General features: G+C 59.5%; 26 protein-coding genes. 9 read left to right on the top strand and 17 right to left on the bottom strand.

Features of this window, described 5'->3' with window-relative positions:
• From B9Y51_RS00240 to B9Y51_RS00200, 9 genes are all read right to left on the bottom strand, one after another.
• A partial coding sequence (locus B9Y51_RS00240; RefSeq protein ID WP_085528388.1) for a ParA family protein occupies positions 1-487 on the bottom strand: 487 nt, incomplete at its 3' end.
• Positions 484-1,914, bottom strand: a complete 1,431-nt coding sequence (locus B9Y51_RS00235) for a replication initiation protein (RefSeq protein ID WP_085528387.1) — start codon at positions 1,912-1,914, stop codon at positions 484-486. The genes B9Y51_RS00235 and B9Y51_RS00240, both read right to left, overlap by 4 nt.
• A 150-nt stretch (positions 1,915-2,064) precedes the next feature.
• Positions 2,065-2,262, bottom strand: a complete 198-nt coding sequence (locus B9Y51_RS00230; protein WP_143467930.1) for a hypothetical protein — start codon at positions 2,260-2,262, stop codon at positions 2,065-2,067.
• A 31-nt stretch (positions 2,263-2,293) separates the two neighbouring features.
• Positions 2,294-3,103 (bottom strand): class F sortase, encoded by an 810-nt coding sequence (locus B9Y51_RS00225; protein ID WP_085528385.1) that lies wholly within the window; start codon positions 3,101-3,103, stop codon positions 2,294-2,296.
• Between the two features lie 9 nt (positions 3,104-3,112).
• Entirely contained in the window at positions 3,113-4,120 is a 1,008-nt protein-coding gene (locus B9Y51_RS10960; protein WP_143467929.1) for a hypothetical protein, read from the bottom strand.
• 2 nt (positions 4,121-4,122) lie between these two features.
• Positions 4,123-5,526 (bottom strand): hypothetical protein, encoded by a 1,404-nt coding sequence (locus B9Y51_RS00215; protein WP_085528383.1) that lies wholly within the window; start codon positions 5,524-5,526, stop codon positions 4,123-4,125.
• Between the two features lie 2 nt (positions 5,527-5,528).
• Positions 5,529-5,963 (bottom strand): hypothetical protein, encoded by a 435-nt coding sequence (locus B9Y51_RS00210; RefSeq protein WP_085528382.1) that lies wholly within the window; start codon positions 5,961-5,963, stop codon positions 5,529-5,531.
• Between the two features lie 158 nt (positions 5,964-6,121).
• The gene (locus tag B9Y51_RS00205) at positions 6,122-7,222 is read right to left on the bottom strand and encodes a transglycosylase SLT domain-containing protein (protein WP_085528381.1); all 1,101 of its coding nucleotides are present in this window, start codon (positions 7,220-7,222) and stop codon (positions 6,122-6,124) included.
• A 6-nt stretch (positions 7,223-7,228) separates the two neighbouring features.
• On the bottom strand, positions 7,229-7,510 hold the full coding sequence (locus B9Y51_RS00200; protein ID WP_085528380.1) for a helix-turn-helix domain-containing protein: 282 nt from the start codon (positions 7,508-7,510) through the stop codon (positions 7,229-7,231).
• A gap of 135 nt (positions 7,511-7,645) precedes the next feature.
• Between B9Y51_RS00200 and B9Y51_RS10955 the strand changes: the two genes are divergently transcribed.
• From B9Y51_RS10955 to B9Y51_RS00170, 5 genes are read left to right on the top strand one after another with little or no spacing between them, the layout of a single operon-like run.
• The gene (locus tag B9Y51_RS10955) at positions 7,646-8,257 is read left to right on the top strand and encodes a DUF6668 family protein (RefSeq protein ID WP_143467928.1); all 612 of its coding nucleotides are present in this window, start codon (positions 7,646-7,648) and stop codon (positions 8,255-8,257) included.
• Positions 8,250-8,552, top strand: coding sequence for a hypothetical protein (locus B9Y51_RS00185; protein ID WP_085528377.1), 303 nt, complete (start codon positions 8,250-8,252; stop codon positions 8,550-8,552). Before B9Y51_RS10955 ends, B9Y51_RS00185 begins: the two co-directional genes overlap by 8 nt.
• Before the next feature lie 44 nt (positions 8,553-8,596).
• Positions 8,597-9,304 (top strand): DUF8175 domain-containg protein, encoded by a 708-nt coding sequence (locus B9Y51_RS00180; protein ID WP_085528376.1) that lies wholly within the window; start codon positions 8,597-8,599, stop codon positions 9,302-9,304.
• 3 nt (positions 9,305-9,307) lie between these two features.
• The gene (locus B9Y51_RS00175; RefSeq protein WP_085528375.1) at positions 9,308-11,038 is read left to right on the top strand and encodes a TrbL/VirB6 family protein; all 1,731 of its coding nucleotides are present in this window, start codon (positions 9,308-9,310) and stop codon (positions 11,036-11,038) included.
• A complete protein-coding gene (locus B9Y51_RS00170; RefSeq protein ID WP_085528374.1) occupies positions 11,025-12,524 on the top strand; it encodes an SCO6880 family protein in 1,500 nt (499 codons plus the stop codon). The genes B9Y51_RS00175 and B9Y51_RS00170 overlap by 14 nt, the downstream gene beginning before the upstream one ends.
• Before the next feature lie 18 nt (positions 12,525-12,542).
• On the opposite strand, the gene B9Y51_RS11190 is transcribed toward B9Y51_RS00170, so the two are convergent.
• Complete coding sequence (locus tag B9Y51_RS11190; protein WP_173834722.1) at positions 12,543-12,722, bottom strand: hypothetical protein; 180 nt, start codon at positions 12,720-12,722, stop codon at positions 12,543-12,545.
• 38 nt (positions 12,723-12,760) lie between these two features.
• On the opposite strand from B9Y51_RS11190, the gene B9Y51_RS00165 reads away from it, so the two are divergent.
• Genes B9Y51_RS00165 through B9Y51_RS00155 form a run of 3 tightly spaced genes read left to right on the top strand, consistent with a single transcriptional unit; the run spans position 12,761 to position 16,310 of the window.
• Complete coding sequence (locus B9Y51_RS00165) at positions 12,761-14,173, top strand: ATP/GTP-binding protein (RefSeq protein WP_177345057.1); 1,413 nt, start codon at positions 12,761-12,763, stop codon at positions 14,171-14,173.
• A 14-nt stretch (positions 14,174-14,187) separates the two neighbouring features.
• A complete protein-coding gene (locus B9Y51_RS00160; protein ID WP_085528372.1) occupies positions 14,188-15,903 on the top strand; it encodes a type IV secretory system conjugative DNA transfer family protein in 1,716 nt (571 codons plus the stop codon).
• The gene (locus tag B9Y51_RS00155; RefSeq protein WP_085528371.1) at positions 15,900-16,310 is read left to right on the top strand and encodes a DUF4913 domain-containing protein; all 411 of its coding nucleotides are present in this window, start codon (positions 15,900-15,902) and stop codon (positions 16,308-16,310) included. The genes B9Y51_RS00160 and B9Y51_RS00155 overlap by 4 nt, the downstream gene beginning before the upstream one ends.
• Before the next feature lie 62 nt (positions 16,311-16,372).
• Here the strand turns inward: B9Y51_RS00155 and B9Y51_RS00150 are convergent, their stop codons facing one another.
• The 3 genes from B9Y51_RS00150 to mobC are packed head-to-tail and all read right to left on the bottom strand — an operon-like array spanning position 16,373 to position 19,133.
• Positions 16,373-17,146 carry a hypothetical protein gene (locus tag B9Y51_RS00150; RefSeq protein ID WP_085528370.1) on the bottom strand — a complete coding sequence of 258 codons (774 nt, stop codon included), beginning with the start codon at positions 17,144-17,146 and terminating at the stop codon, positions 16,373-16,375.
• A 5-nt stretch (positions 17,147-17,151) separates the two neighbouring features.
• Positions 17,152-18,744 (bottom strand): relaxase/mobilization nuclease domain-containing protein, encoded by a 1,593-nt coding sequence (locus tag B9Y51_RS00145; protein WP_085528369.1) that lies wholly within the window; start codon positions 18,742-18,744, stop codon positions 17,152-17,154.
• A 2-nt stretch (positions 18,745-18,746) separates the two neighbouring features.
• Positions 18,747-19,133, bottom strand: a complete 387-nt coding sequence (mobC, locus tag B9Y51_RS00140) for a plasmid mobilization relaxosome protein MobC (protein ID WP_085528389.1) — start codon at positions 19,131-19,133, stop codon at positions 18,747-18,749.
• 255 nt (positions 19,134-19,388) lie between these two features.
• On the opposite strand from mobC, the gene B9Y51_RS00135 reads away from it, so the two are divergent.
• A complete protein-coding gene (locus B9Y51_RS00135; protein WP_143467926.1) occupies positions 19,389-19,748 on the top strand; it encodes a hypothetical protein in 360 nt (119 codons plus the stop codon).
• Between the two features lie 590 nt (positions 19,749-20,338).
• Here B9Y51_RS00135 and ssb read toward each other — a convergent pair.
• The 4 genes from ssb to B9Y51_RS00115 all read right to left on the bottom strand — a co-directional run bounded on the left by ssb (position 20,339) and on the right by B9Y51_RS00115 (position 21,808).
• A complete protein-coding gene (gene ssb / locus B9Y51_RS00130) occupies positions 20,339-20,716 on the bottom strand; it encodes a single-stranded DNA-binding protein (protein ID WP_085528367.1) in 378 nt (125 codons plus the stop codon).
• 48 nt (positions 20,717-20,764) lie between these two features.
• Positions 20,765-20,947 carry a hypothetical protein gene (locus B9Y51_RS00125; protein WP_085528366.1) on the bottom strand — a complete coding sequence of 61 codons (183 nt, stop codon included), beginning with the start codon at positions 20,945-20,947 and terminating at the stop codon, positions 20,765-20,767.
• A 14-nt stretch (positions 20,948-20,961) separates the two neighbouring features.
• Positions 20,962-21,132 (bottom strand): hypothetical protein, encoded by a 171-nt coding sequence (locus B9Y51_RS11120; RefSeq protein WP_158088211.1) that lies wholly within the window; start codon positions 21,130-21,132, stop codon positions 20,962-20,964.
• Between the two features lie 193 nt (positions 21,133-21,325).
• Positions 21,326-21,808 carry a hypothetical protein gene (locus B9Y51_RS00115; RefSeq protein ID WP_085528364.1) on the bottom strand — a complete coding sequence of 161 codons (483 nt, stop codon included), beginning with the start codon at positions 21,806-21,808 and terminating at the stop codon, positions 21,326-21,328.
• Between the last annotated feature and the right edge of the window lie 6 nt (positions 21,809-21,814).

The following is a 21,814-nucleotide window of genomic DNA, read 5'->3' as shown; positions in this document are numbered from 1 at the left end:
CGGCTTCGAATCTGACCAGGTCCATCTCATCGCAGAGCTGGGTGATCTGATCGTGCAGCTTCTTGCGCCGAGAGTGGGAAATGGTCAGCAGAACCGCCAACGGCGTATCGCCCAAAGATTGGATGGTCGATACCGTCCGATAGAAATCACCAGGCGAGGGGGCGGTGGGAACGATAACGAAATCTGCCAGGTGGATCGCTTGGTCGATAACAGCTGGATCACCGGGGGGAGTATCAATGAAAATCCATTCGGCCTCCGAGCGTTCTGCGACTCTGGGCAATGACGACCGGTTGACGGTGGTGACCTGATAACGGGTGATGGGGTCCCCAGCGTCTTCGGCCTCTTGTGCCCAATCGGTGGCTGATCCTTGTGGGTCGGCGTCGAGGACTTGGGCGGTATGACCGGCCCGTGCTGCCGCTTCAGCCAGAAGCATGGCAGTGGTGGTCTTACCTGACCCGCCCTTGGTGTTGGTAATGGCGATGATCATGGTTCCCTCCCTGACTCGGTGTGTGAGTGTGTGCGTTGGTGAGTGTGTGCGTGTGTATGAGTGTATCGACCCGCCGGTTCAGGAACAAGAGGGACAACGAAGAGGGGCTGTTCGACCCGAGCGGGAGATCCTGCAGGTGCTTGAGTCAGGTCTTGCAGGGTCAGGAGAGCACGCAGGAGTGGCCGGGGGAGCCGGTTGACCCAGGCATGGGGAGGTGCTGATACACCTGAAGCTTGGTGTGTGTCACCCCCGCGTGCGACCCAGGCCAGAGTCTTCAGACGGTGCTGGATGCGGGCGGCGGCCAGGTACCGTTTCACCGTGCGTGTGCTGACTTTCAGTGCCTCGGCGATAGCGGCGACGACTTCTCCTGCACGTCGGAGTCGCCAGGCCTGCTGTGCGCGACGTCGGCTGGCGTGCTCACGGATTCGGCGTGCCGCCGCGAGGTTCTGTTGGGCGGCGGTGATCTTCAGTGCAGTGCGCGCCCGGCCTCCTGCGGCCCCCAGCCGCGCCAGCCACGGGTTGGTCGGCCCGTCTGCGGTGGCCGGTCGCCCGTTGCCTCTCTTGACCTGTCGGATCGCGGAGGCCGCGATCCCATCGACCTCACGACGACCCAGCGGGGAGGCCAGATCATCATTGAGCCGGTGTGCGATCTCGTAGGAGGCAGATTGGATGTCCTGGCCACGGTCTGCCAGCCGCCACAGCGCAGAACGCGTCTTATAGAAAATATGGCAGTTGCGACCGGCAGTGGGGGAGCCTGCCGTCAATGTTCGCTCGTGCCGGACCCGCTGTGGCGGGTACGGGTTCCACATGGCCGGTTGGTCATCCTCGTATCCCAGCGCCGACAGGGCTGGGTCGGTCCAGCCGGTGAGGTGGGCTTTGAGCTCACCGAGTCGCCACGGCGTCGTCCGGGATGAGAATTCAACCGGCCCGGTCGGAGCATCAGCGAAGGGATTACGCACGATATGGCAGGTGAAGTGGTGGTCACCACCGACCGCGTTGGTCAGGGCCGTCGCCACGGCCCGGTAGAACAACGCGGGGCCGAGTGTGGATTTCTCGCCCGTGAAGACGGTATCGATCACCCACCCGGCCTGGGCGTGGCCGTTGGCGGGGTTGGTGATGATCCAGTCCGGTCTCGGGATGCCGGGGTAGAGCAACCGCTCGTAGGCATCCGCGTGGTCGACATCGACGACGACGAAGTTCTTCCAGTCGGCGGCGTTGATCTGAATGAACGGGTAGTTGCGCGGGTCGTCGCTGGTGCGTGCGCAGTGATGCTTGGTGACACCTGCGTCGAAGCGCGTTAGCCGGTGATGATCCCGCAAACGCTGCCGCTGGAACGCGTCGTCTGGGCGTGGCTGTTCCTCCCATGACCCGGCGTGCTGGGGGGGAGTAGAACTTGGCGTCTTAGTTGCTACACTAGAGCTAGACACAGAAGCTCCTTGGGACTTGTCTCTTGGGCTTGTGCATATAGATCAGCTCCTGTTGGTCGTTTGAGAATCCCGGCTTAGATTGGCGTCGTGGCGGGATTCAAAGTTCTTCAAGTGGTCCTCATCTTTACGAAGGTGAGGGCCACTTCTTGTTTAAGGGTCTTTCGGTGGGTCCGGGAAGTCGTACTCGCTCAGTCCGGTTTCCCGTGCGGCGAGGCGTGTGAGCCAAGCGTTGAAGGCCAGCCCGTGTCTCTGTGCGTCTGCGCGCGCAGCATCCATCAATGGCTGAGGCATCAGAACCTGTGGGCCCCTGACCTTCGGTTCGCCGGTGCGTGGTTGGCTGCGTCGCATGATCCCGATCATAACTTAAAAGCATGTCCTTTTATCTTCCTTCCGGCGTGTCGTCACTGTTCACTGGCGTAGCCTTCACGACGAGGTTCGACTGGTAGTTGAACTGGAAGGCTCCTCCGGCGTCGTTGACGGTGGGTCCCGAGCAGGTGACCATCGCCAGCTGTCGTTTCCCCGTCGCTTCGAACAACTCGGTTTCGTCGGTGAGTTTGTCCTGATCGACGGTATAGAGGTCTGTGACCACGAATTCGTGGACGTCACCGCCGGGGCCGGTGGCGTAGACGTGGGCGCAGGGGTTCAGCTCGTGCAAGTGCCCCCAGGGGGAGAGTTCTCCACCCTTCCGGGAGAGGTCTCCGGGACCGTGATCTACGTGGCCAGCCAGCAGTGTCGTGCCTGTGGATGCATCCAGGGGAGCGGCTGGTCCGTAGACGATCCCTGCCGGTGCATCCGGCAGGGCCACTGACCCGGACGAGGTCGGCTGGGCCGACTGTAGCGGCGCGGACTGGCCCAGGGCCGGAATCTCCCACTGGTCCGGGCCTGGCTGGGCCTGGTGTTCAGGGGCCAGAGAGCATTGAGCGTTTCTGTATGACTTGGCCGGTGTCGGCGCGTACTTTTCGTTGTTATCGGTGAGTCCGACTTTGCCGTCCTGCTGGTGGACGGCTTGCCCGTTCTGTCCTGTGGTGGTCTCGGAGTGGTCGAAGGGGTGGGTCATCCAGTAGGGGAGCCCGCCGCGACTGGCGAGGAGTCCTAAAAGAAGGAGGACCACCGCCAGGACAGCCAGGACCAGGGCCGCTATTGCGGCCCATCGGGTCCGGGTGCCCTGACGGTGGCGTCTGGTTGTCATGGCCGTGGCTTATTTTCCGGCCTTGCGGCGGAGGTAGGTCCGGCCTGCCAGACCAGCGGCGACCAGGGCCATACCAGCGGTGATCCACCCTGCGACAGTCAGCGCCTGACCGTCAGCGGCTGTACCCGCATTCCCGGTGTGCAGCGGTTGAGCTGCACTCGGTGCCTGGGCGGCTTCGGTAGTGGCCTGTCCCTGTGCGGGTGCCTGGACTGCCTGAGTGGTCTCGGGCTGTGCCACCGGCTGCTGGACGGCGGGTGTCTGCGCCGGTGCGGCCTGGGCCGGGGTGGGCTCAGCGGCAGGCTGAGCCTTCGGCTGTGCAGCCGGTTCCTGCACGGCAGGCTCGGGAGCCTGGGTCTCTGCTGCCGGTGCAGGATGCGGAGTCTCAGTGGGCTGAGGGGTGGCAGGTGCCTGCTCTGATCCGTTTCCGGGATTGGTTTCGGACCCGTGACCGAGGTCAACGGGCGTTGCACCGTCGTTGGAGCCGGAGCCGTTACCGTTCGAGCCGTGGTTGGAGCCGGAATCGTTACCGGGGTCGACCGGGGTATCACCGGAGCCGGGGTTGTTTCCGGCCCCGTTATTTCCGGGGTTGGTGCCGTTGCCTCCGGTGGAGTCATCGCCCGTTCCCGGATCGACCGGGGTGTCTCCCGTGGAGGAATCGTCTCCGGTGTTGCCGGAGTCGTTACCCGTAGAGCCGTCGTTGCCGTTCGAGCCGGAATCGTTACCGGGGTCGACCGGGGTATCACCGGAGCCGGGGTTGTTTCCGGCCCCGTTATTTCCGGGGTTGGAGCCGTTGCCTCCGGTGGAATCATCTCCGGTGTTGCCGGAGTCGTTACCCGTAGACCCGCCGTTGCCGTTCGAGCCCGAATCGTTACCGGGGTCGACCGGGGTATCGGCTTGGGCCACATTGTGGATTGGGGTCAGCTGTGCCGGTTCGGCGGCATGTGCTGCTGCCGGGGCCAGCAAGGTTGCAGCCAGGGCTGTAACTGCTGCATATGAAGTCGTTTTCTTGGCGCTCATGACTAGTTCCTTTCAGGATCGAGCGTGATGTGGTTACTTGATGTGGTTCCCACCCACGTGCCGCCGTTTTCGGTGGCACGCGCGTAAGTTTTGGTCAGTTCGGAGGGCACGTTAGATACTCCGTGGTCAGTATCTATCCACACGGGTGATTTGTCTCGATGTGAGCTGAATCCATGGATGCGTGGCTCGGCATCGTTGGCGGTTTCAATGTCTACGTCGCTGGCTTTGCCAGAGTGCGCGTCGATGACTTGGTCGCCAAGGATCGCTGAGGTGGCGCTCGAGTCGAGAGCCTTGGTCGCCCCGTCAGGGAGATTGACAGGGACAGTGTGGGAAATTTTGTCAGAATCAGCTGCCTGGATGGCAAGCATGTCAGCGCCATCGGCGTTCCAAATCGTCAGAACCTCGCCATGGCTGTTGATCCCGATCCATTGGGATAATTTGGCATCCTTGGTGGGCTTGGCCAGTTTTTGCTTCTTGCCCTTCGTCTCTTTATCTGTGGCCGAGATGACTTCTGGTTCATCCTTATTTAGATGAGCCCAAAGTGCCTTGTCATCGTGGATTCCCAGGAAGGACGATTTTTCGGCGGGCGGCTCGAAGGTCTTGGTGGTCTGGTCTTGGATGTACTGAATCCGGTCTGGTCGAGACGAGGTTTCCTTGGGAATGAGGTAGTTCTGTGCCTGCCGGGTGACCACCAGCTGCTGATCCGGGTTGAATGAGCGAGTAGCAGAGAGCCCATCGTTCGGGGTCCACAGACGGTACTGGTTACCTGTCACGACCAGGAATCCGTCGTCCTTGTTGGGCAGGATCTCTGCTGCCGTGGACTCTTCGTCTGATTCGTCGTCTGCCAGGGCGTCGGAGGTTTTCTGCTTGCCGGTCGAGGTCTCAACGACCTCGAAGCTGTTGTCTTCGGTCTGATAAGCGGTATAGCCAGTGTCGAGGCTGACAGCTGGTTTGGTCCCGGACGCAAGGGCTGAATCTAGAGTCTGGGTGGTCCGAGATGGTGACGGTGAGCTGTTATCAGCCCGTTTCGCGTGCGTGGCCGCCACGGATATTGCGATGGTGGCCGCGATCAGGACGAGACCAACAAGGATTAAGGCGATGAGGACGCGGGTGCGCTTGTACCAGGGCTGGCGGGCGGTGCCGTAGTCCTCGGTGACGTCTCGACGGGTACCGTCGACGTCGACGACCATATCTCGTGCAGTCAGTCCGAATTGGGCGGTGACTTTCACGGGCCGGTCGACGTCTTGGGCGGCTTTGGCGATGTCGTTCATGGCTGCTTGGACGGCCTGGGCATTGTCATCATGCTCGTGGACGTGGGTGACCCCGTTAATGGTGACATCGACCCGACCCTCGCCGTGGGCGATGGCCGTGATTCGGGGAAAATCCAGTGGCTGTCGGTCGGTCATGACTATCCGTCCTGATCCATGGTGGTGGTTTGGGCACCGACGACGGTCCAGTCCTGACCGTGCTTTTCCATATACACGGTGACATTGGCTGTGCCGCCCGGATGCTGAGTTGCATCCGCGCCCTGCCAGGTCCAGTCGACCTTGTAGGCGCGGATCGCTTTGTCATCACCGACATCATCGGATGCATCACCGCGGGCCGGTGCCACGGTGGGCACGGCGACCCGGTGATGAGTCCGGGCCTCGTTCCAGTCAGCCTGCATCGAGTTGCGCTGGGGCTTGACTTGTTGGTCAGCCCATTCAGGGCTCATCAGAGGCTTTGCCCTCAGCGTCGTACTGGTGGGGGAGTCATCTTCGGCAGGGTTCCAGCACCAGGCAATCGACAGGTAATCGGCTCCGAGCGCCGATGGGTCGGAGCGGTCGGCGACCGAGGGGTCCATGCACGAAGCAGGCGTTGCAGATGAAGATGATGACGTCGCCTGACTCGGGGTGGAGCTACTGGATGACTGAGATGCTGGTTCGTCCTCTGACCCGCAGCTGCTCAGTGCGGTTGTTGCAACGAAGGCCAGGCTGGTTGCCAGCAGGATGTTTCGGGTTCTCATTTGGTTGCCCATGCGCCTTTCTCCTTCAGAATCGGCTCCGGGTCTATGGCACTACCGTCGTAAGGATTGAACGATGAATCGGTATAGTCCGCGCCCGGTTTGTGGATTTCGAAGTGAAGGTGGTTGATTACTCCACCGCCGACTGATTCGGCATGGTTGCCTTCTTGTCCAACGACGTCGCCACGCTTGACCTCTGCACCGGCTTCGACGTCGAAGGAATCCATGTGACAGAAGGCAAACCGGAATTTGGGTTCTCCGGTCATCGTCCCGAGCAGGCAACCGTCCGTGCGGTAGATGCCGGTGATCTTCAGATCCGTGGGAGCGATGATCTTCCCGTGCCCGGAATCATCCACGAAGTCCACTCCGACGTGCTGTTGTGCCCAGGCCGGCAGGCCAGGCACATTGCGCGGTCCGAAACCGCTGGTGACTTGCGCATCAGGGAGGGGCACGGTCCACTCACCGTCGCCGAGGTCGCCGTCCCAGGCTTTGGCTCCGTTAGGTGCTTTGCAATCATCGGTGAACTTCATTTGGGCTCCGCCAGTGATTTTTTCGACGTAGTCTTTGGTCTCGGGAAATGGTGGGATGCCGTGATTGCTGGTCACAGCTCCTGGACCCGCATTGTAAGCGGCCAACGTCAGCTTTGCGGCCTCGTTGGCATCGTCGCCTGCAACGTCCTTGACCTGTTCTTTCAGGTCCTTCATGTATCGTCCGAGTGCTGCGATGCCATCGTGCGGGTCATGGATGTTTCCACCTTGACCGTAGGTTTTCCACGTATCGGGCATGAATTGGGCGATGCCTTGGGCTCCGACAGAGCTTCCGGCTTCGGGGTCCCACTTCGACTCCTGATTGATCTGAGCCGCAATGATTTCTTCGGGCAGTCCCGCTTCTTTGGCTGCCTTCTGTACGTCCTCCTTGTATTCGCTGGGCACATTGACTGTGTTGCCGTCATCGCCTTCCTTGCTGACTTCGGGGGTGCAGTCGGAGGCGTCGGCTTTCTTGTCTTCATCAGAGCCGAACAGGGGCAGTGCAAGCAGAGCCACGAGCAGGAGACAGAGTCCGGCCAGAACAACCTTCCATCCAGACGATGCCTGCTGCATTCTCGCTTAGTCCTCCTTGGTGGGCTTCTTGCCCTCGGCATGGTGGGCTTCATGGGCCTCGGCCAGTGTCTCCGGGTCGACCCGGCTGCTGTAGAACAGCTCCCGCACATCCTCCGTTAGGAACAGGTAGTCCCGCCCTGGTCTGTAGGCCGTGAGAGCCCCGGCGGCAATGAGGCGCCGAATGGTCTGGGGCGTGGTGTCGAAGATGTCGGCAACGGCGCCGATCTTCATGGTCTTGCCCTGTCCCTGAAACAGCTCCTCGATCCTCGGGTCCGGTTGCTGGCTCATCGATCATCCTTCCATAATGCAACTATAGACATAATCAAATCCGTTTGTCACGTAGAATCCGTTGACAACACAGAGTGACTCCTGCGTATAATTGTCTCACGGCACACGTATAAGCCGGTAAGAGGAGGTGGCAACGTGGCTGAAAACCCTTGGGATCTACTCGATGAGCAGCTCGAGACGGAACACGACGTCGAAGAGGAAGACATTGAGACCATTGATCCCGTGGTGCAGCAGAGACCACATCGTCTCCGTGGGGTACAACCAGTCGACCGAGCCAACCAGTTGGGTCGGTTCGACGCCAGCGATGTAAGCACCCTCGCGTGGTTCATCGGAGTCCACGGCGGCTCGGGCGCTTCAACGGTGACCGGATGGTCACGCGAAGGGGCGAATTCCGAGCACCGGTGGCCCGAACAGAGCAAGGACCCGGTGTTCTTGGTCGCCCGAACGAATACGAAGGGGCTTCGAGCCGCCCAATCCGCACTCAAGGACTGGGCCAGCGGGGAAATATCAGTCGCTGTCAGCGGTCTGATTCTGGTAGCTGACTCTCCCGGAAAACTGCCACGAATACTGCGCGAGGAAATCACCAGACTTTCCGGGCTCGTCCCGGAAATACTGAGAGTGCCTTGGGTGGAAGACCTACGCGTCGAAATCGACGCCGATGCGGTCCCCTCGCCCAGGCCCATCACAAAACTCATTACACGATTGCAGGCACGCACGCCTGAGAACGGAGCCCAGAGAGATGCTTGATTTGATCGCAGGAGCGGTGGACCTCACCCAACACGCCGGGGCACTGCTGGCCGATGTACCGGACCCGGGTCAGGGAGAGGCACCCCCTGGCTCGGAGAAGTTCACCATTGTCCTGAAGTGGGCTGTCTGGATCGTGACCGCTCTGGGCGTGCTGGGAATCATCATCATCGGCGGAAAGCTGGCAATCGACAACCAGCGGGGTCGACCGCAGGAGCACGGAATGGCCTTGGGCCTGACCATCGTGGGCTGCATCCTGGCAACGATTGCAGCCCAGGTCGTCCGGATGTTCATCTAATCGCATTCGCAGACGCAACCACCACGGATTGGAGAGACTGACCCATGGCAAACGACGCACAGAAGCAGGGTTCCTTGAAAACATGGGCGCTGTGGGTAGCGGGAGCAATCATCGCGGTTCTGGTCATCGCGCTGGTTGTCGTCTTGTGGCCCAACGGGAACAAAAAGAACCAAGCCGCCACCGAATCAAGTAGCTCAACGGCCAGTGCTTCGGCCTCCGGCAATGCAGGCTCCTGTGATGCCGGTTCCTCCGATAGTAAAGCCGTGATGAAGGATGCTCCCTCCGATACCGAGTGGATCACCACCGCATCAGGGTGGGTTGGGCCGAAGTCGGACAAGGCTGGCCCGAAGACCGATCAGCCGCTGAGGGAATGCTTTCAGCATTCACCGGCTGGTGCTCTGAATGCCTCCTATTGGTCAGCTATCCAGCTCAACGACCAGGCCACGGCACGGACCTACCTGCAAGATATGGCTGTCGCATCACCGGCCCGCGATAAGGCGTTGAGCCAGATGGACCAGGATGGTCCCAGCGGCGAGATTTTCGATCTGCGCGGGTACAAGTTCATCAATTACAAGGATGATCAAGCCGATTTGAGATTGCTGGTCTCGGCAGGCTCCAACGGCAAGAAAGCCGAGATGTCCATTTCCCTGAAGTGGGATGACGGACAGTGGAAGCTGATTGTTCCCGAGGGCCTGGATACCAGCGTCCGCCAGGTCGAAGACCAGTCGCAGTTCATTTCTTGGGGGCCGTAAACCATGTGCTGGCCGTGGCAAGTCTCGTGCAAAGTCGAGGAAACCGCTGACGGAATCATCGGTCAGTGGCAGGAACAGATCAGCAAAGGCGTCGGAGATGCCATTACGGCACTGTCGACGTTCTGGATGAAGGTCCCGACTCCATCGTTGGGAACCTTCGACCAGAACACCGGGGCAACCCAACAGTCTGACGTCATCTCGTTCATGTCTTCTCACCTGTCCTGGTTCGTGGGGCTATTGGCGGTGTTCTCCGTCATCTACGCGGCAGGGCAGATGGTCTGGACCCGACGAGCTGAACCGCTGAAAGAACTGACGAAATCACTCCTGACCCTGGCCTTGGTCTCCGGGGCCGGTATCGGTTTCATCGTCATCTGCGTGGAATTTGCCGACAGCACCGGCCAATGGTTCATCGATCAGGCACTCGGAGATGGACAAGACTTCGGCAAGGCCATGCAAACGATGATCTTCCCTGGCGGGGAAGCCGGGGGTGGCGCCGAAGCCTCCGCAATCATCATGATTGTCTTCGGACTGATCACACTGATCGGAGCCGCGATTCAGGTCGCGCTGATTATTCTGCGCGGGGCGCTGATCGTGATCCTGACCGGAACATTGATTGTCTCGTTCTCCGCGACCAACACCCCGTTCGGATCGCAGATGTCCAAGCAACATTTGAATTGGCTGATCGCTTTCATCCTCTACAAACCGGTGGCGGGGCTGATCTATGCGGCGGCGTTCAAACTGACCGGAAGTGCGTTCACAGGTAAATCAGGAGCCGAAGGCGGAGCCGCTGCGTTCCTGGATTCGATCACAGGATTGACCTTGATGGTCATGGCCATCTTGGCTCTTCCCGCGTTGATGAAGTTCGCCGTCCCAGCGGTCTCAGCTGCTGCCGGTTCCGGTGGCGGCGCGATGTTCGCCGGTGCTGCCGGTGGCGCGCTGGCTTCGGGTGCAGCGAATATCGGTCGAGCCGGAAGCAAAAGTGCAGGCACCCCAGGTGCCAGCCCCTCCGGTTCCAATACAGCCGGTTCGAAGAGCCAAAGCGGACCCTCCGATGCACCCCGAGGTGCGCAGAAAGCACCGTCGGGACCAGGTGGTGGTTCACCAGGTGGAGGTGTCGCCAGTGCAGGAACTTCCTCTTCGGCAGCTGGTGCCATTGGAGGCGCCGGGACGATGGCTGCGGCAAAGACAGCAGAAGCTGGAAAGGCCGCGGTCAGCAAGGGACAGGAAGCTGTCTCGTCCCAAACTGAGTCACCGACAGGAAGCAGCAGTGCAGCCGAGGCTTCGCAGTCATCTAGTGGTTCGGCTACCAAGGGCACAGATTCCAGTGCTGGCTCCTCGGAGACTCGTCCCTCGGGTGCCTCTGCTAGCGGATCATCGGGATCAGGTCAGAATGCCCGAGGCCCAGCATCAACAGGCAAAGCCTCTGAAACCGGGTCGAGTCAGGCGACTAGTTCCTCGGAGGCTGGGCAGTCTCCCAGCGGAGCTCAGCGCTCGACCCGAGCGGCTGAGGGTGCGACCCAGGAGCCGTCCGATTCAGGTTCACGGAGACCATCATCGTCCGTGTCCTCTGGTCCGTCACCATCCGGTGCAGGATCAACGGCGGCTAGCCGTATGAAAAGTGCGGGACGAGCCGCAGGTCAAGGTGGTCGGAAGGGATATCAAGCCGGCCGGCAGTTCAACGATCAAGTGAACAGCGAAATTAACCCGGAGGAGGGTCCAAGTGGCAGCCGCTGATACGGAATACACGGAACCGACATACGGAAATTGGCGAGTTCCAGCAAGGGCTGGTCTCGGACCGCTGTCCGTCGCTGCGACACTGCTGTTCTTCGCGGTCATTCTCACCACGATCTTCTTGTTGCTGGCCCACGTCTATGTGCTGGCGGTTCTGACCTTCGTGGTCGGGATGTTGTTCGTGGTGTTGATGTCGATTACTGACAAATACGGCGTCAGTATTTCAACGCGGTTCATCGAAAGGCGAATTTTCATGTTCAACAAACGCTTGAAACGGAACAGGTACCGGTCCGGGCCACTCTCGGCGACCGGGAAACCCAACTATTCAATTCCCGGAGTCGCGGCAACCAGTGAGATCCATGCATCCGACGCGCTGGACCGGCCCTTCGGCATCGTTCACATCAAATCGACCTCAACGTACTCGATTGCCATCGCAGTCGAGCCGGACGGGGCCGCGTTGGTCGACCAGGAATCCGTCGACCAGTGGGTAGCCAATTGGGGCGGATTCCTGAGCTCATTGGGCAGGGAAACAGGGCTCATTGGGTGCTCGGCCACGGTTGAGACTTCTCCTGGCTCGGGGCACCAGCTGCGCCAGGAAATCGAGCACTCGGTCTCGGATACGGCGTCGCCGATGGCTCGCATGATGCTCGAGCAGGCCAGCGTCTCTTACCCTTCAGGCATGGCCGACATCCGGTGCTGGGTCACGCTGACATTTGCAGCAGCACCTCGCCCAGGAATGCGCAAGCGCAAGACCGAAGAGGTCGTTCGGGACATATCGAGCAAAGTCCCTGCATATTGTGCGCGGTTGGAATCGACCGGGGCCGGTGTGGCAACACCGATGACCCCCGAAGAAATCGCCGAGACCGTGCGCATCGCCTACGACCCGAAATCAGCACGGCTGTTCGAGAACGCCATGTACGCCGAAGAACCCGTCGAGCTGAATTGGGAAGACGTCGGCCCCTCCATGCAGGAATCCGAGTGGGAGACGCTTCGACACGATTCAGGAATCTCTCGGTGCTGGTCGATGGTCGAAGCCCCTCGAGGACAGGCAACCTCGAACGTGCTCTCTGCTCTGGTCGCGCCACATCCTGGCATTGATCGCAAGCGAGTGACGATGCTTTATCGGCCCATCGACGCCGGACAAACTGCCGCGGTCGTCGAGCGCGATAAGAACCAGGCCCAGGTCAGGGCATCCAGTGGCAAAGCCCGTGCGGCAGATGATTTGCGTGCTGCTCAAGCGACCGCGAATGAAGAATCAAAGGGGGCAGGGTTGCTCTACTTCGGTTTGATTTCCTCAATCACCGTCTCGGAGAAGGAAGACCTGGAAGACGCCGTGGCCGCTATGGAGCATGACATGGGTCCCTCAGCACGGTTGCTGTTGCGCCCGTGCTACGGGTGGCACGATGCCGCCTTCGCAGCAACGCTTCCCCTAGGCGTGATGCTTCCCAGACACACTTTGTTCCCCCAGACAGCGCGAGTGGCGGTGTAATGAAAATGAAGATTCCATTCACAAAGACAAGGAAGCCCGAGCAGGGAGAAGCGGAGCAGCGTCCAGCGCGAGGTGAGAGTTTCGTTCCTGCTGCGAACCGACGCGGGCACTATGTTTCTGGCGGTGGATGGTCAGGATTGACGACTGTTCCCCGTGAGTGGCGTTCATCATCCATGCAGTGCTGCGGTCTGTGGCCATGGATCTCAGGGTCTTCACTGCCTATTGAGGGAGCGCCGATGGGACCGTGCATCACCAATGGGGCACCGATTGGGTTCGACCCGATTGCGTGGTTTGAAGCCGGAATCATCACGAACCCCTCGATGTTCGCCTTGGCTCTTCCCGGCTACGGAAAGTCGACATACATCCGGCACATGCTGCTGGGAATGAACGGGCGAGGCATCATTCCGCTGGTTCCCGGCGACCTGCGTCCCGACTACGTCGACTTGGCACGGGAAATGGGCGGGGAGGTCATCGAGCTGGCTCCAGGAAAGGGCCACCTGAATATACTCGACCCGGGCGAACTCACGGAAGTGTTGCCTGATCTGCCGGAGAAGCAGCGTGAAGAGCTGCTGGTCGATGCACATCAGCGCAAAGTCGAGCTGTGTGCCGCACTGATTTCTATTCTGCGTAAGGGCAAGGTTACGGAGAACGAGTACAACGTCCTCGACCGTGGTGTGGCTCTGCTTGAGGATACTTTCGAGGGCGTACCGGTCATCGGTGATCTAATCGACCTGATCAACTCACGTCCGGCTGCGCTGAGTGAAGTCGTGATGGATCGTGGTAGTGAAGAGATGTACAAGGACCGTACAGACAGCCTGCTTCAATCGTTGCAGTCACTGAACGGCTCTGGTCGATTTGGAAAAATGTTTTCCGAGAAGACAACAGCCAAGCTTTCGATGGATCGTCCAGCGGTGTTTGATACTTCGGGCATTCGCGACTCGAAGAAGGATGTACAGGCCGGCGCTTTGCTGGCGTGCTGGTCCACGACGTTCGCGTCGGTGAATTTGGCTGGGGTGCTGGCCGATTTGGGACGCATCCCCAATCGGCACTATTTCATCGTCCTGGACGAGCTCTGGAGAGCTCTGCGTTCCGGCCCCGAGATGGTGGATCGTATCGACCACTTGACCCGGATGAACCGCCTTGAAGGCGTAGGGCAAGCGATGATCACTCATACGGTTTCAGACTTGGAAGCGTTGCCGACCGAAGAGGAAATTAAGGCAGCAAAGGGTTTCATCGAACGTGCTGGATGTGTGGTGACAGGCGCTCTGCCTCGTGCCGAGATGCAGAAGCTGTCCGACTCGGTCAAGATGTCTCGGACGGAGGAAGAGACGATGATGTCCTGGGCTGACCCGGGCTCATGGTCGCGGGTCCGTCGTCGTCAGGACCGAAAAAAGGTCGTCACCGATCAACGAACGGGAAAAAAGCGAGCTATCAAGAGACCGCGTACGGCTCCTGGGGTCGGAAAGTTCCTTATCAAGGTCGGCGGACGTCCAGGTATCCCACTGACGGTCAAGCTGACGGACGTTGAGATCGACTCGGACGTAAACAATACGATCAAACGGTGGGAAGAGTCAGAGCCCCAGGTCCAGGTGTATTCAGAGAATGAAGTCACCAATGCCGTGCTCGATTCCGAGATCGGTGAGGAATAGGCGAGGAGAAACTCATGGGAGCACCATCTGCTAAGCGATCATCGGATACTCTCAAGCTGGTCCTGCTGTGGAGCCTGATCGGCCTATTCATCTTGGCCGTAGGCACGATCTACGCAGGCTATTGGCTCGGACGGGCCATAACCGGGCGCGAGATCCCGGAAGCGTCGCCTTTGGGTGCCGTCTTCGGCACACTGAGCGGCAAATATGAGTGGACGACTTCGTCGACAGTCATGTCCATCGTGTCTCTGCTTCTACTGGCAGGGATCGTTGTTGGTGGATGGATGCTGCTATTCAAAAAATCCCACTCCAACCGGCGAAAGGTCGACGCCGCTGGTCGACACATGGGCAACGACAGCGAAGTCGGGTTCATGATGGAGAAGCAAGCACGCAAGAAAGCCCAGCGAATGGGCGTCGAGTCTCCAGGTCTTCCCATTGCAAAGACGCTGTCCGGGCGAATGCTGTATTCCTCATGGGAGGACGTCTGCGTCGATATTTGGGGACCAAGAACTGGTAAAACAACCTCCCGTGCCGTTCCGGGAATTCTGGCCGCTCCAGGAGCGGTGCTTGCGACGTCGAACAAGCGCGACATCGTTGATAGCACCCGTGGTGTCCGCGAGGACGTCGGGGATGTCTTTGTCTTCGACCCACAGCAGGTCTCTGGCGAGGACCCGAGCTGGTGGTGGAATCCGTTGTCCTATGTCACTGACGAAGTCAAAGCACAGAATCTGGCCTCCCACTTCTCGGCAGGCAGCCGAGCCACCGGCGCCAAGGCAGACGCATTCTTTGACTCTGCCGGTAAAGACCTTCTGGCCGGGTTGCTCCTGGCGGCCGCCCTCGAGAACCACCCCATCACCAAGGTCTACGAGTGGCTGAACAAAGAAAGCAATGACGAATCGGTCCAGATCCTCAAAGAAAACGACTACATCCAGGTCTCACAGTCGGTCAACGGGGTCATCCTCTCCCCGGACAAACAACGCGGTGGTGTCTTCGGAACAGCACGTCAGATGGCCTCGTGCCTGACGAATCGTTCCGTGCTTCGCTGGATCACCCCGCAAGGCCAAGACCACCGTAAGGAATTCAAGCCCCATGAATTCGTCCGGGGACGAAACACCCTGTACTCGCTGTCCAAGGAAGGGGCCGGAACAGCTGGCCCACTGGTGACAGCGCTGACGGTGGCTACGGTCGAGGCCGCTGAGGAGCTGGCGGTCTCCGAAGGTGGACGGCTGGCGACTCCGATGGTGGCCATGCTCGATGAGGCCGCAAACGTCTGCCGGTGGGCAGAATTGCCGAATCTGTACAGCCACTACGGGTCGCGAGGAATCGTCATCGACACCATTCTTCAGTCCTGGTCACAGGGTATTGAAGTCTGGGGTCGGGAAGGAATGCGAAAGCTGTGGTCTGCTGCCAACGTCAAGGTCTATGGCGGCGGTGTATCGGAGGCCGAGTTCCTGGGCGAGTTAAGCCAGTTGATCGGCGATTACCGGTATACCTCGATCTCGAAGTCGACCTCCAAACAAGGAACCAGCACCAGCCGGGACGACGACAAGAAGGAACGAACCATGGACGTATCAGACCTGGCCGCGCTCGAACGAGGCCGGGCCATTGTGTTCGCCTCCGGTGCTCCAGCAGTGCTGACACGGACCTGTCCCTGGTACGAAGACAAGGACGCCGAGAAGATCAAAGCCTCCTTGGCAAAGTATGATCCGGCGAAACGGAGGGCGGCCGCATGACCACCAAAGAACCAACGTTCTCGGCACCAGACCTCGACGAGGAGTCAGAGGAACAGCCGGAGCTGTTCTTCTCCAATGTCGAGGAATTCGTGACGAAACATCTGATCCCCTCGTACAACCGCTCCATCGACGGAAATACTCGCTTCTGGTGCCCGCAGTGGTGGCGGCACCCGGAAGCTGTGCAGCGGCTCGAGGCGATCTGGAGAGCGTGGGAACATCTGCGACAGGACCCTTCGACAGGCATGTCGGTCTGGTGGCGGGACCATGCCGACTACCACCTTCGTGTGCTCATGGCCGGTGACGGTCCCTTCCGAGCGTGCTCGGTCGACGAGGGACACAAAGACCGAACACGAAAAGCAGCGTTCCCCGTCGAACCAGCGCCGAGGGGCCTGTTCGACCCACAGTGATCTGATGCAGTGAAGGGGCGGCCACCACGTTCAGTGGTGGCCGCCCCTTCCTCGTGTCTGGTTTATCGTTCGATTTCCTGACGATTGACCCTGGATCGTGACTGAGCCTGACCTCGAGCCGATTTACTCTTAGTTGCCGGTGCATCCTTCGTTGCTTCTCGTGCAGGATGGGCTTGTGCTTGATCAGCGAGCTTGGCCGACTCGGCGGTTTCCGCGTCGAAGTGCTGGTCGTAGAAGCTGGCACGCTGTTCGTGGGATTCAGCGGAATCCCAGGCGGTTTCGGCCTGGTCCCGGTCGGACTTGGCCTCAGTGGCTCTGGTGCTGGCGTCGGCGTCGTTTTCTGAGGTGTTCGCCTCGGACTCCTTTTCTCTTGACTCCGAGTCGTACTGATTGCCTCGTTCTTGGTCCTGGTCGCGTTGGAAGTCCTCGCGATCACGATCTGCTCGCATCTGATCGAGTCGCCGTTCCATATCAGCAAGCGACACCCCGTAGCGGGTTTGCAATTCCGAATCGATCCGTTCGCACGCGACACGTGCCTTTGGATCTTGGTCCCGCCATGCCAGGGCTTCCTCGAACGTCCGGCCCATCTCTGGGGCGGGCGTCGAGTCCCACCACTGCGACTGGTGGACCTTGGTGTATCGGTCCCGGGCTGCATCACGCCGTTCGTGAATTTGCTGCTCGGTGTCACGAGTTGCTTCGTTGGCCTGTTGTTCTCGGTCGCGCCGAGCTTGTTCGATCCGACGCGACATGGTCTCGACGATTCGTTGAGCCTGCATCATGGCGACGTTCGTCGATTCGTTGAAGAAATCGTCTGCTGCATCTCCGTGCTCACTCATGACAGTTACCTTTCTGGTGAGTTGTCTCGGGACTGATCAGGGTTCCAAGGACGTTGCGCTCGTGTTGGTCCGCCCTGAGCTGTCGAAGGTCCGCCACGGGCCTTCCAGTTGTTCATCGTCTGCGTGACCTCTGAGCCAACTTGCGACGCCGTTGCACGTCCTGCTGGCTGGAGTTTGCTCACGTAACGGGACTCGCGCTTGATCACCTCCGCCAGCTGATGGTTGGCCATGGAGTTCAGGTTTCTCGCCCGTCTGTAGTCTCCCCGTGCCTTCTCTGCATCGAACAGTGCTTCGGTCGTGTTCAGCATCTGCTTCAAGATAGCCATGCGTGCCGCGCGTCCGTTCGGATTGCGTGCAATCGCCATCATGGAAATCCAGTACCCACTGTTTGGCTTCTGGACGGAAGGTACGGATGATCTCGGACGAGTATCATTGCCTGCTGAATCTGCGAAAGTATCGGCAACCTCGCGGAGATTCCGTGCGGTACGAGGGTCGTCCTCGTGTTCAGCCCATTCGTTGAATCCGGCGCTGAAGTCAGACGCGGATTCTTCCCAGCCCCGTTGATCGTTATTCCCCGACAGGTTCTTCAGGGCATCAATGATGTCGTCATAGCTAGGAGCCCGATGAGGTTGATTCGATGACTCCTTGTAGAACCGCCAGTCCTTGTGACCTCGGTGGACGGTGGCCTTGCCCTCGTAAGCAGCGTTCCATTCATCAGCGGCTTCGGTACGGGTCTGCTCTGTCTCTTCCCATCGATTCCGCAACTGGTCGAGGCGCAGGTCTCCGCCGAGGGCTTTCTTGTCGCCAAACATGATCATCTTCTGTCCCTTGCGGGGGCGCAGACCAGCTTTGTACCCGACGATTTTGGATCGATCGTCTTTTGAAAAATACGGTTTGACGACCGCACCGGACGCGCGCAATCGGCGGACGAAGTCGCCCTCGTTCTCGGCTACGGTTGCCGCGTTTCGGATCATGCGTCGCAGTGCAACACGCTCCGGATCGTCTCGACCTTCGCGCTGAGCCTTCTCCCATTCGCCTCGCTTCCATCCTGCCCTGGAGCGGTCGGTCTTCAGCTCATCCAACCCGTACTGGCGTTCAATGCGCCGTGCTGCTTGCTGGGCTCGTGGTTGATCGTTGTGAGTCGTCGCGCGTGTACCATCAGGTCGAACCAGATTCACGGCAACGTGGACGTGATCGTTTTCGTTCTTGGACTTGCCGTGTCGGATCGCTACCCACTCGCAGTCGGGTTTCGTCCCGTCGACGAACCCCATCTCAGTCACGAACGATTCGGCGATGGATTGCCACTTCTCATCGCTGAGATCGCCCTCCGTGGAGGCCACACTCAATGAGCAATGGAAAACGTGCGGGCGATCCTTCTTCTCCTCCAGGAGCCGGTAGGGTGCGTCCAGATCTCGGACCAATTCACGAACAGAAGCCTTGGTGTCTCCGACCGTGAAGTCGATGCCAGCGTGTTCAAAAAGTATCGCACTCGATCCGCCAACGATGTGCTGATCCGTGTGTTCATTCGCTTGACCAGGACCCAGTAAGTAGGACACGAGACCGTACATCTTCTTTCCCTTGGTGATGTTCGGAATCATGCCTACTCCAGCTTGTCTAGAGTCTGTCGGATCGTGCGCAGCTGATCGCGAATCTCGTTAGTCATCAGCTCTGCTTCCATCGGGAACTCTGAGGTTGCGTTCGCATGACGAGCAAGCTGGTTCAGGTTGTTGCCCACAGCAGCCAACTGTTGCCGGGCGATCATCAACTCAGCCGCGAGGGCACGACGGTCGACCGTTGATTCGCGTGATCCATCCAGTGCAGCACTGAGCATGATTGTCTGAGCGCTGCGGCCTGTTTCGCTCTCCAGTCGATACAACGCCGCGCGCTCGACCTCGGAAACAGTGACCTTGATGGTGCTCCGGGCACCGTCGATGTTTGACCGACGCCGCTTGCGGAACGGCCGACGCCCAGCATTCGACGCTGACATCAAGATCACCTCTCTCATGCGAAGCACTTACACCAATTCATTGGTGGCCTACACACATCAGTGTGTCACCATCCGCTGGCTCCGTCCAGAGGATCAAGCAATTTAGGTTACCTAAATGTATAGCTTGCTCCGCCGGGGCACCAAATCAGGCGTTCCACGCCGGTCACGCTCCGCGTGACACACCGGTGCCACGGAGTGGCACCGGATACCAACAACCACTGGTCCGCCACAGCGGACACCACGTATCCTGAAACCATGAGCGACTCAACGAACATGATGAACACAGCTGAACAACTTGCCCAGGACAGAATGACCCACGTCCGGCGACTGATCGAGGCGGCGACCGAAGCAGACGAAGCACAGAAACGAGCCGAAGAAACACGCAAGGAATACGCCTCCGTGTGGAACGACGTCGCCGGTAAGTCATGGACCGAACAGGAACTGAAAAAGATCGGCCTGAAAGAACCAACCGCCAAACGTAAACGCGCAACACGTGGCTCACAAACAAACACCACCGCCAAGAAACAACGGGCAAAGTCCAGCGAAGAAGACACCACAAAAGGCGAAGACTCCACGGAGCACAGTCAAGCTCCCACCGAGACTGAGACCGCCTGAACACAACACGAAACGACGCCGCCGACCCACAGGCCCCCACAAGGGGCCAGGGTCGGCGTCGTCGTGCAAGAAGCCGTCCACAGACAACGACAGAACGACTCAAACCTCTATGCGCGAAGGTGACTTGTTGGCTGTGGGCGGGTGGACCCTGTGGGTCCCGTCGTCCACATGTGTGCGAGTTCCCCCGACCGCGAAGCGGTGGGGGTCGGGGGAAGTCGTGCACATGTGGTCGAGGGGCAAACCAACCCATGCGGCACCCGAGATACAAAACGGGGACCGGCACTCAATGTGCCGGTCCCCGTAAGCCCCCGCGAGATCACACGATGTCTAAGACACTACGTAGACGTGATACACGATCACGATACTCACACAGAACTCTCCAAACACTGGTATAACCTCATGAGACGCCGACTGAGCCCATACCTCCGTTCCACTGACCGTGCGATATGTCCACAGAGCCTGCTCAGTTGCGGCCTGGTTTGCCTCATCAGTTGCGTCAGCAATGGCGCCAGAGATGTCCGCGATCGAAGATGCGGCACGCGTAGCTGAAGCCGTTACTGCACCAATAAATCTACGTTCAGATGCTTCACTCATGATGACCTTTCCCCCTCTCGAACCAACGCCTTATTGAACCGCAACGATGCCGCCACATCAGTGACACGCAACTTCAATCCGTGCACGTCCACACCGTCCTTCGTCTTGTAGACATTCGGCTCAAGATCACCAGTGACACTGACACGATCACCCTTGTGCAACGACTCGTGCACATTCTGTGCGAACTCCGTGCCCCACGCTGCGCAATCAATGAAGATCGGCGGCTTGTCCTTCCATCCCCGTTCCTCCTTGTCGAAGAACCGCGCATTGGACGCGACCCGGAAGTTCGCAACTGCCTGCCCGTCCGGGGTAAACCGCAACTGCGGATCGTCCGTCAACCGACCGATCACGGTCAGACTCGTTTCATTCGCCATAACCTACTCCCTCCTGTCTCTTCTTCTCCGTTGAACCAGTCGCGGAACTCACGGGAGCAAACCGAAGTCGGGCCAGCCCCAATGCATAATCCCGAGCACCAGCACGACCAGCAGCCCCAACCACAAGCCCGGTACGAACCCTCGAATCATCCCCAGCAGTAGCTCCTGCCGAGGTGTTGCCCATTGGACGTGGGAGGGAGCGTACTCAAACGGTTCCTGTCCTTCATTCATTGATCTTCGTCCTTTCACACCGGCAGCGGATCCGATATACCGTCAACAATCATCCAAAGCACAAACCCCGCAACCGCCGCCGCGAGCACCGCACCCAGGACGACACCGAGACCAACTCCGAGTCGCCACCACCCGGTACGCGCTACCCAAATCTTCGGCTTAGCCTCATCGATATCTTCAGTCATGACCGCTCGACCTTCCCACTACGCGGCTCTCCAATCCAGAGCTGCTGCACCCTGTCTCGGGAGACGACCAATGGATCAAAGAACAGTCCTCGCTCGACCTGTCCAAGATCAACACTGTGACCCCGCAACTCGTCCACCCCGGAACGGAGCCGATCAATGGGATCGTGAAACAACATCTTCAACACCTTCCTGTTCACAGATTGTTCTCCGTACCTGTATCAACCTCGACGTCGTCCAACGCCGTCGTGACCAGCTCCTCGAGCTCATCCGGCTCCGAATCCTTGTTATCCATCCACCAACCCGCCGAGGTCACCTTCCGCGCCGGTTCCAGGATTCGCTCGTCGAACTCGTCCTCATCCAGCTGTGCATCCTCACCCTCTGTCAGATCAGAATGCGCAGCCATGATCAGCTTGTCCCGGTTCAGCTCACCCCACTTGACCTGCTTCTCCGTCCCGTCCAGGTCAGGAAGCCCCAGCTTCTTCTTCCTGTCCGCGACTTCCTCGAATAGTTGGTCCAGATCGGCCTGGCCCTGTTCCTTCTTGAAGCAGTCTGTGCAGTTCTTCGATTCCAGCCACTTTGCGAAACCGCGCCGCTTACCAGCGGGACGGTCGGACAAATCGCGGGTCTCGGTGTGCCCGCACGCGAAATCAATCTCAAACTGCGTCGGTGTTGCCATGGTGAT

It is taken from the genome of Kocuria massiliensis (assembly GCF_900169715.1).
GTDB classification, from domain to species: domain Bacteria; phylum Actinomycetota; class Actinomycetes; order Actinomycetales; family Micrococcaceae; genus Rothia; species Rothia massiliensis.
This window is presented reverse-complemented; position numbering and strand designations above follow the sequence as displayed.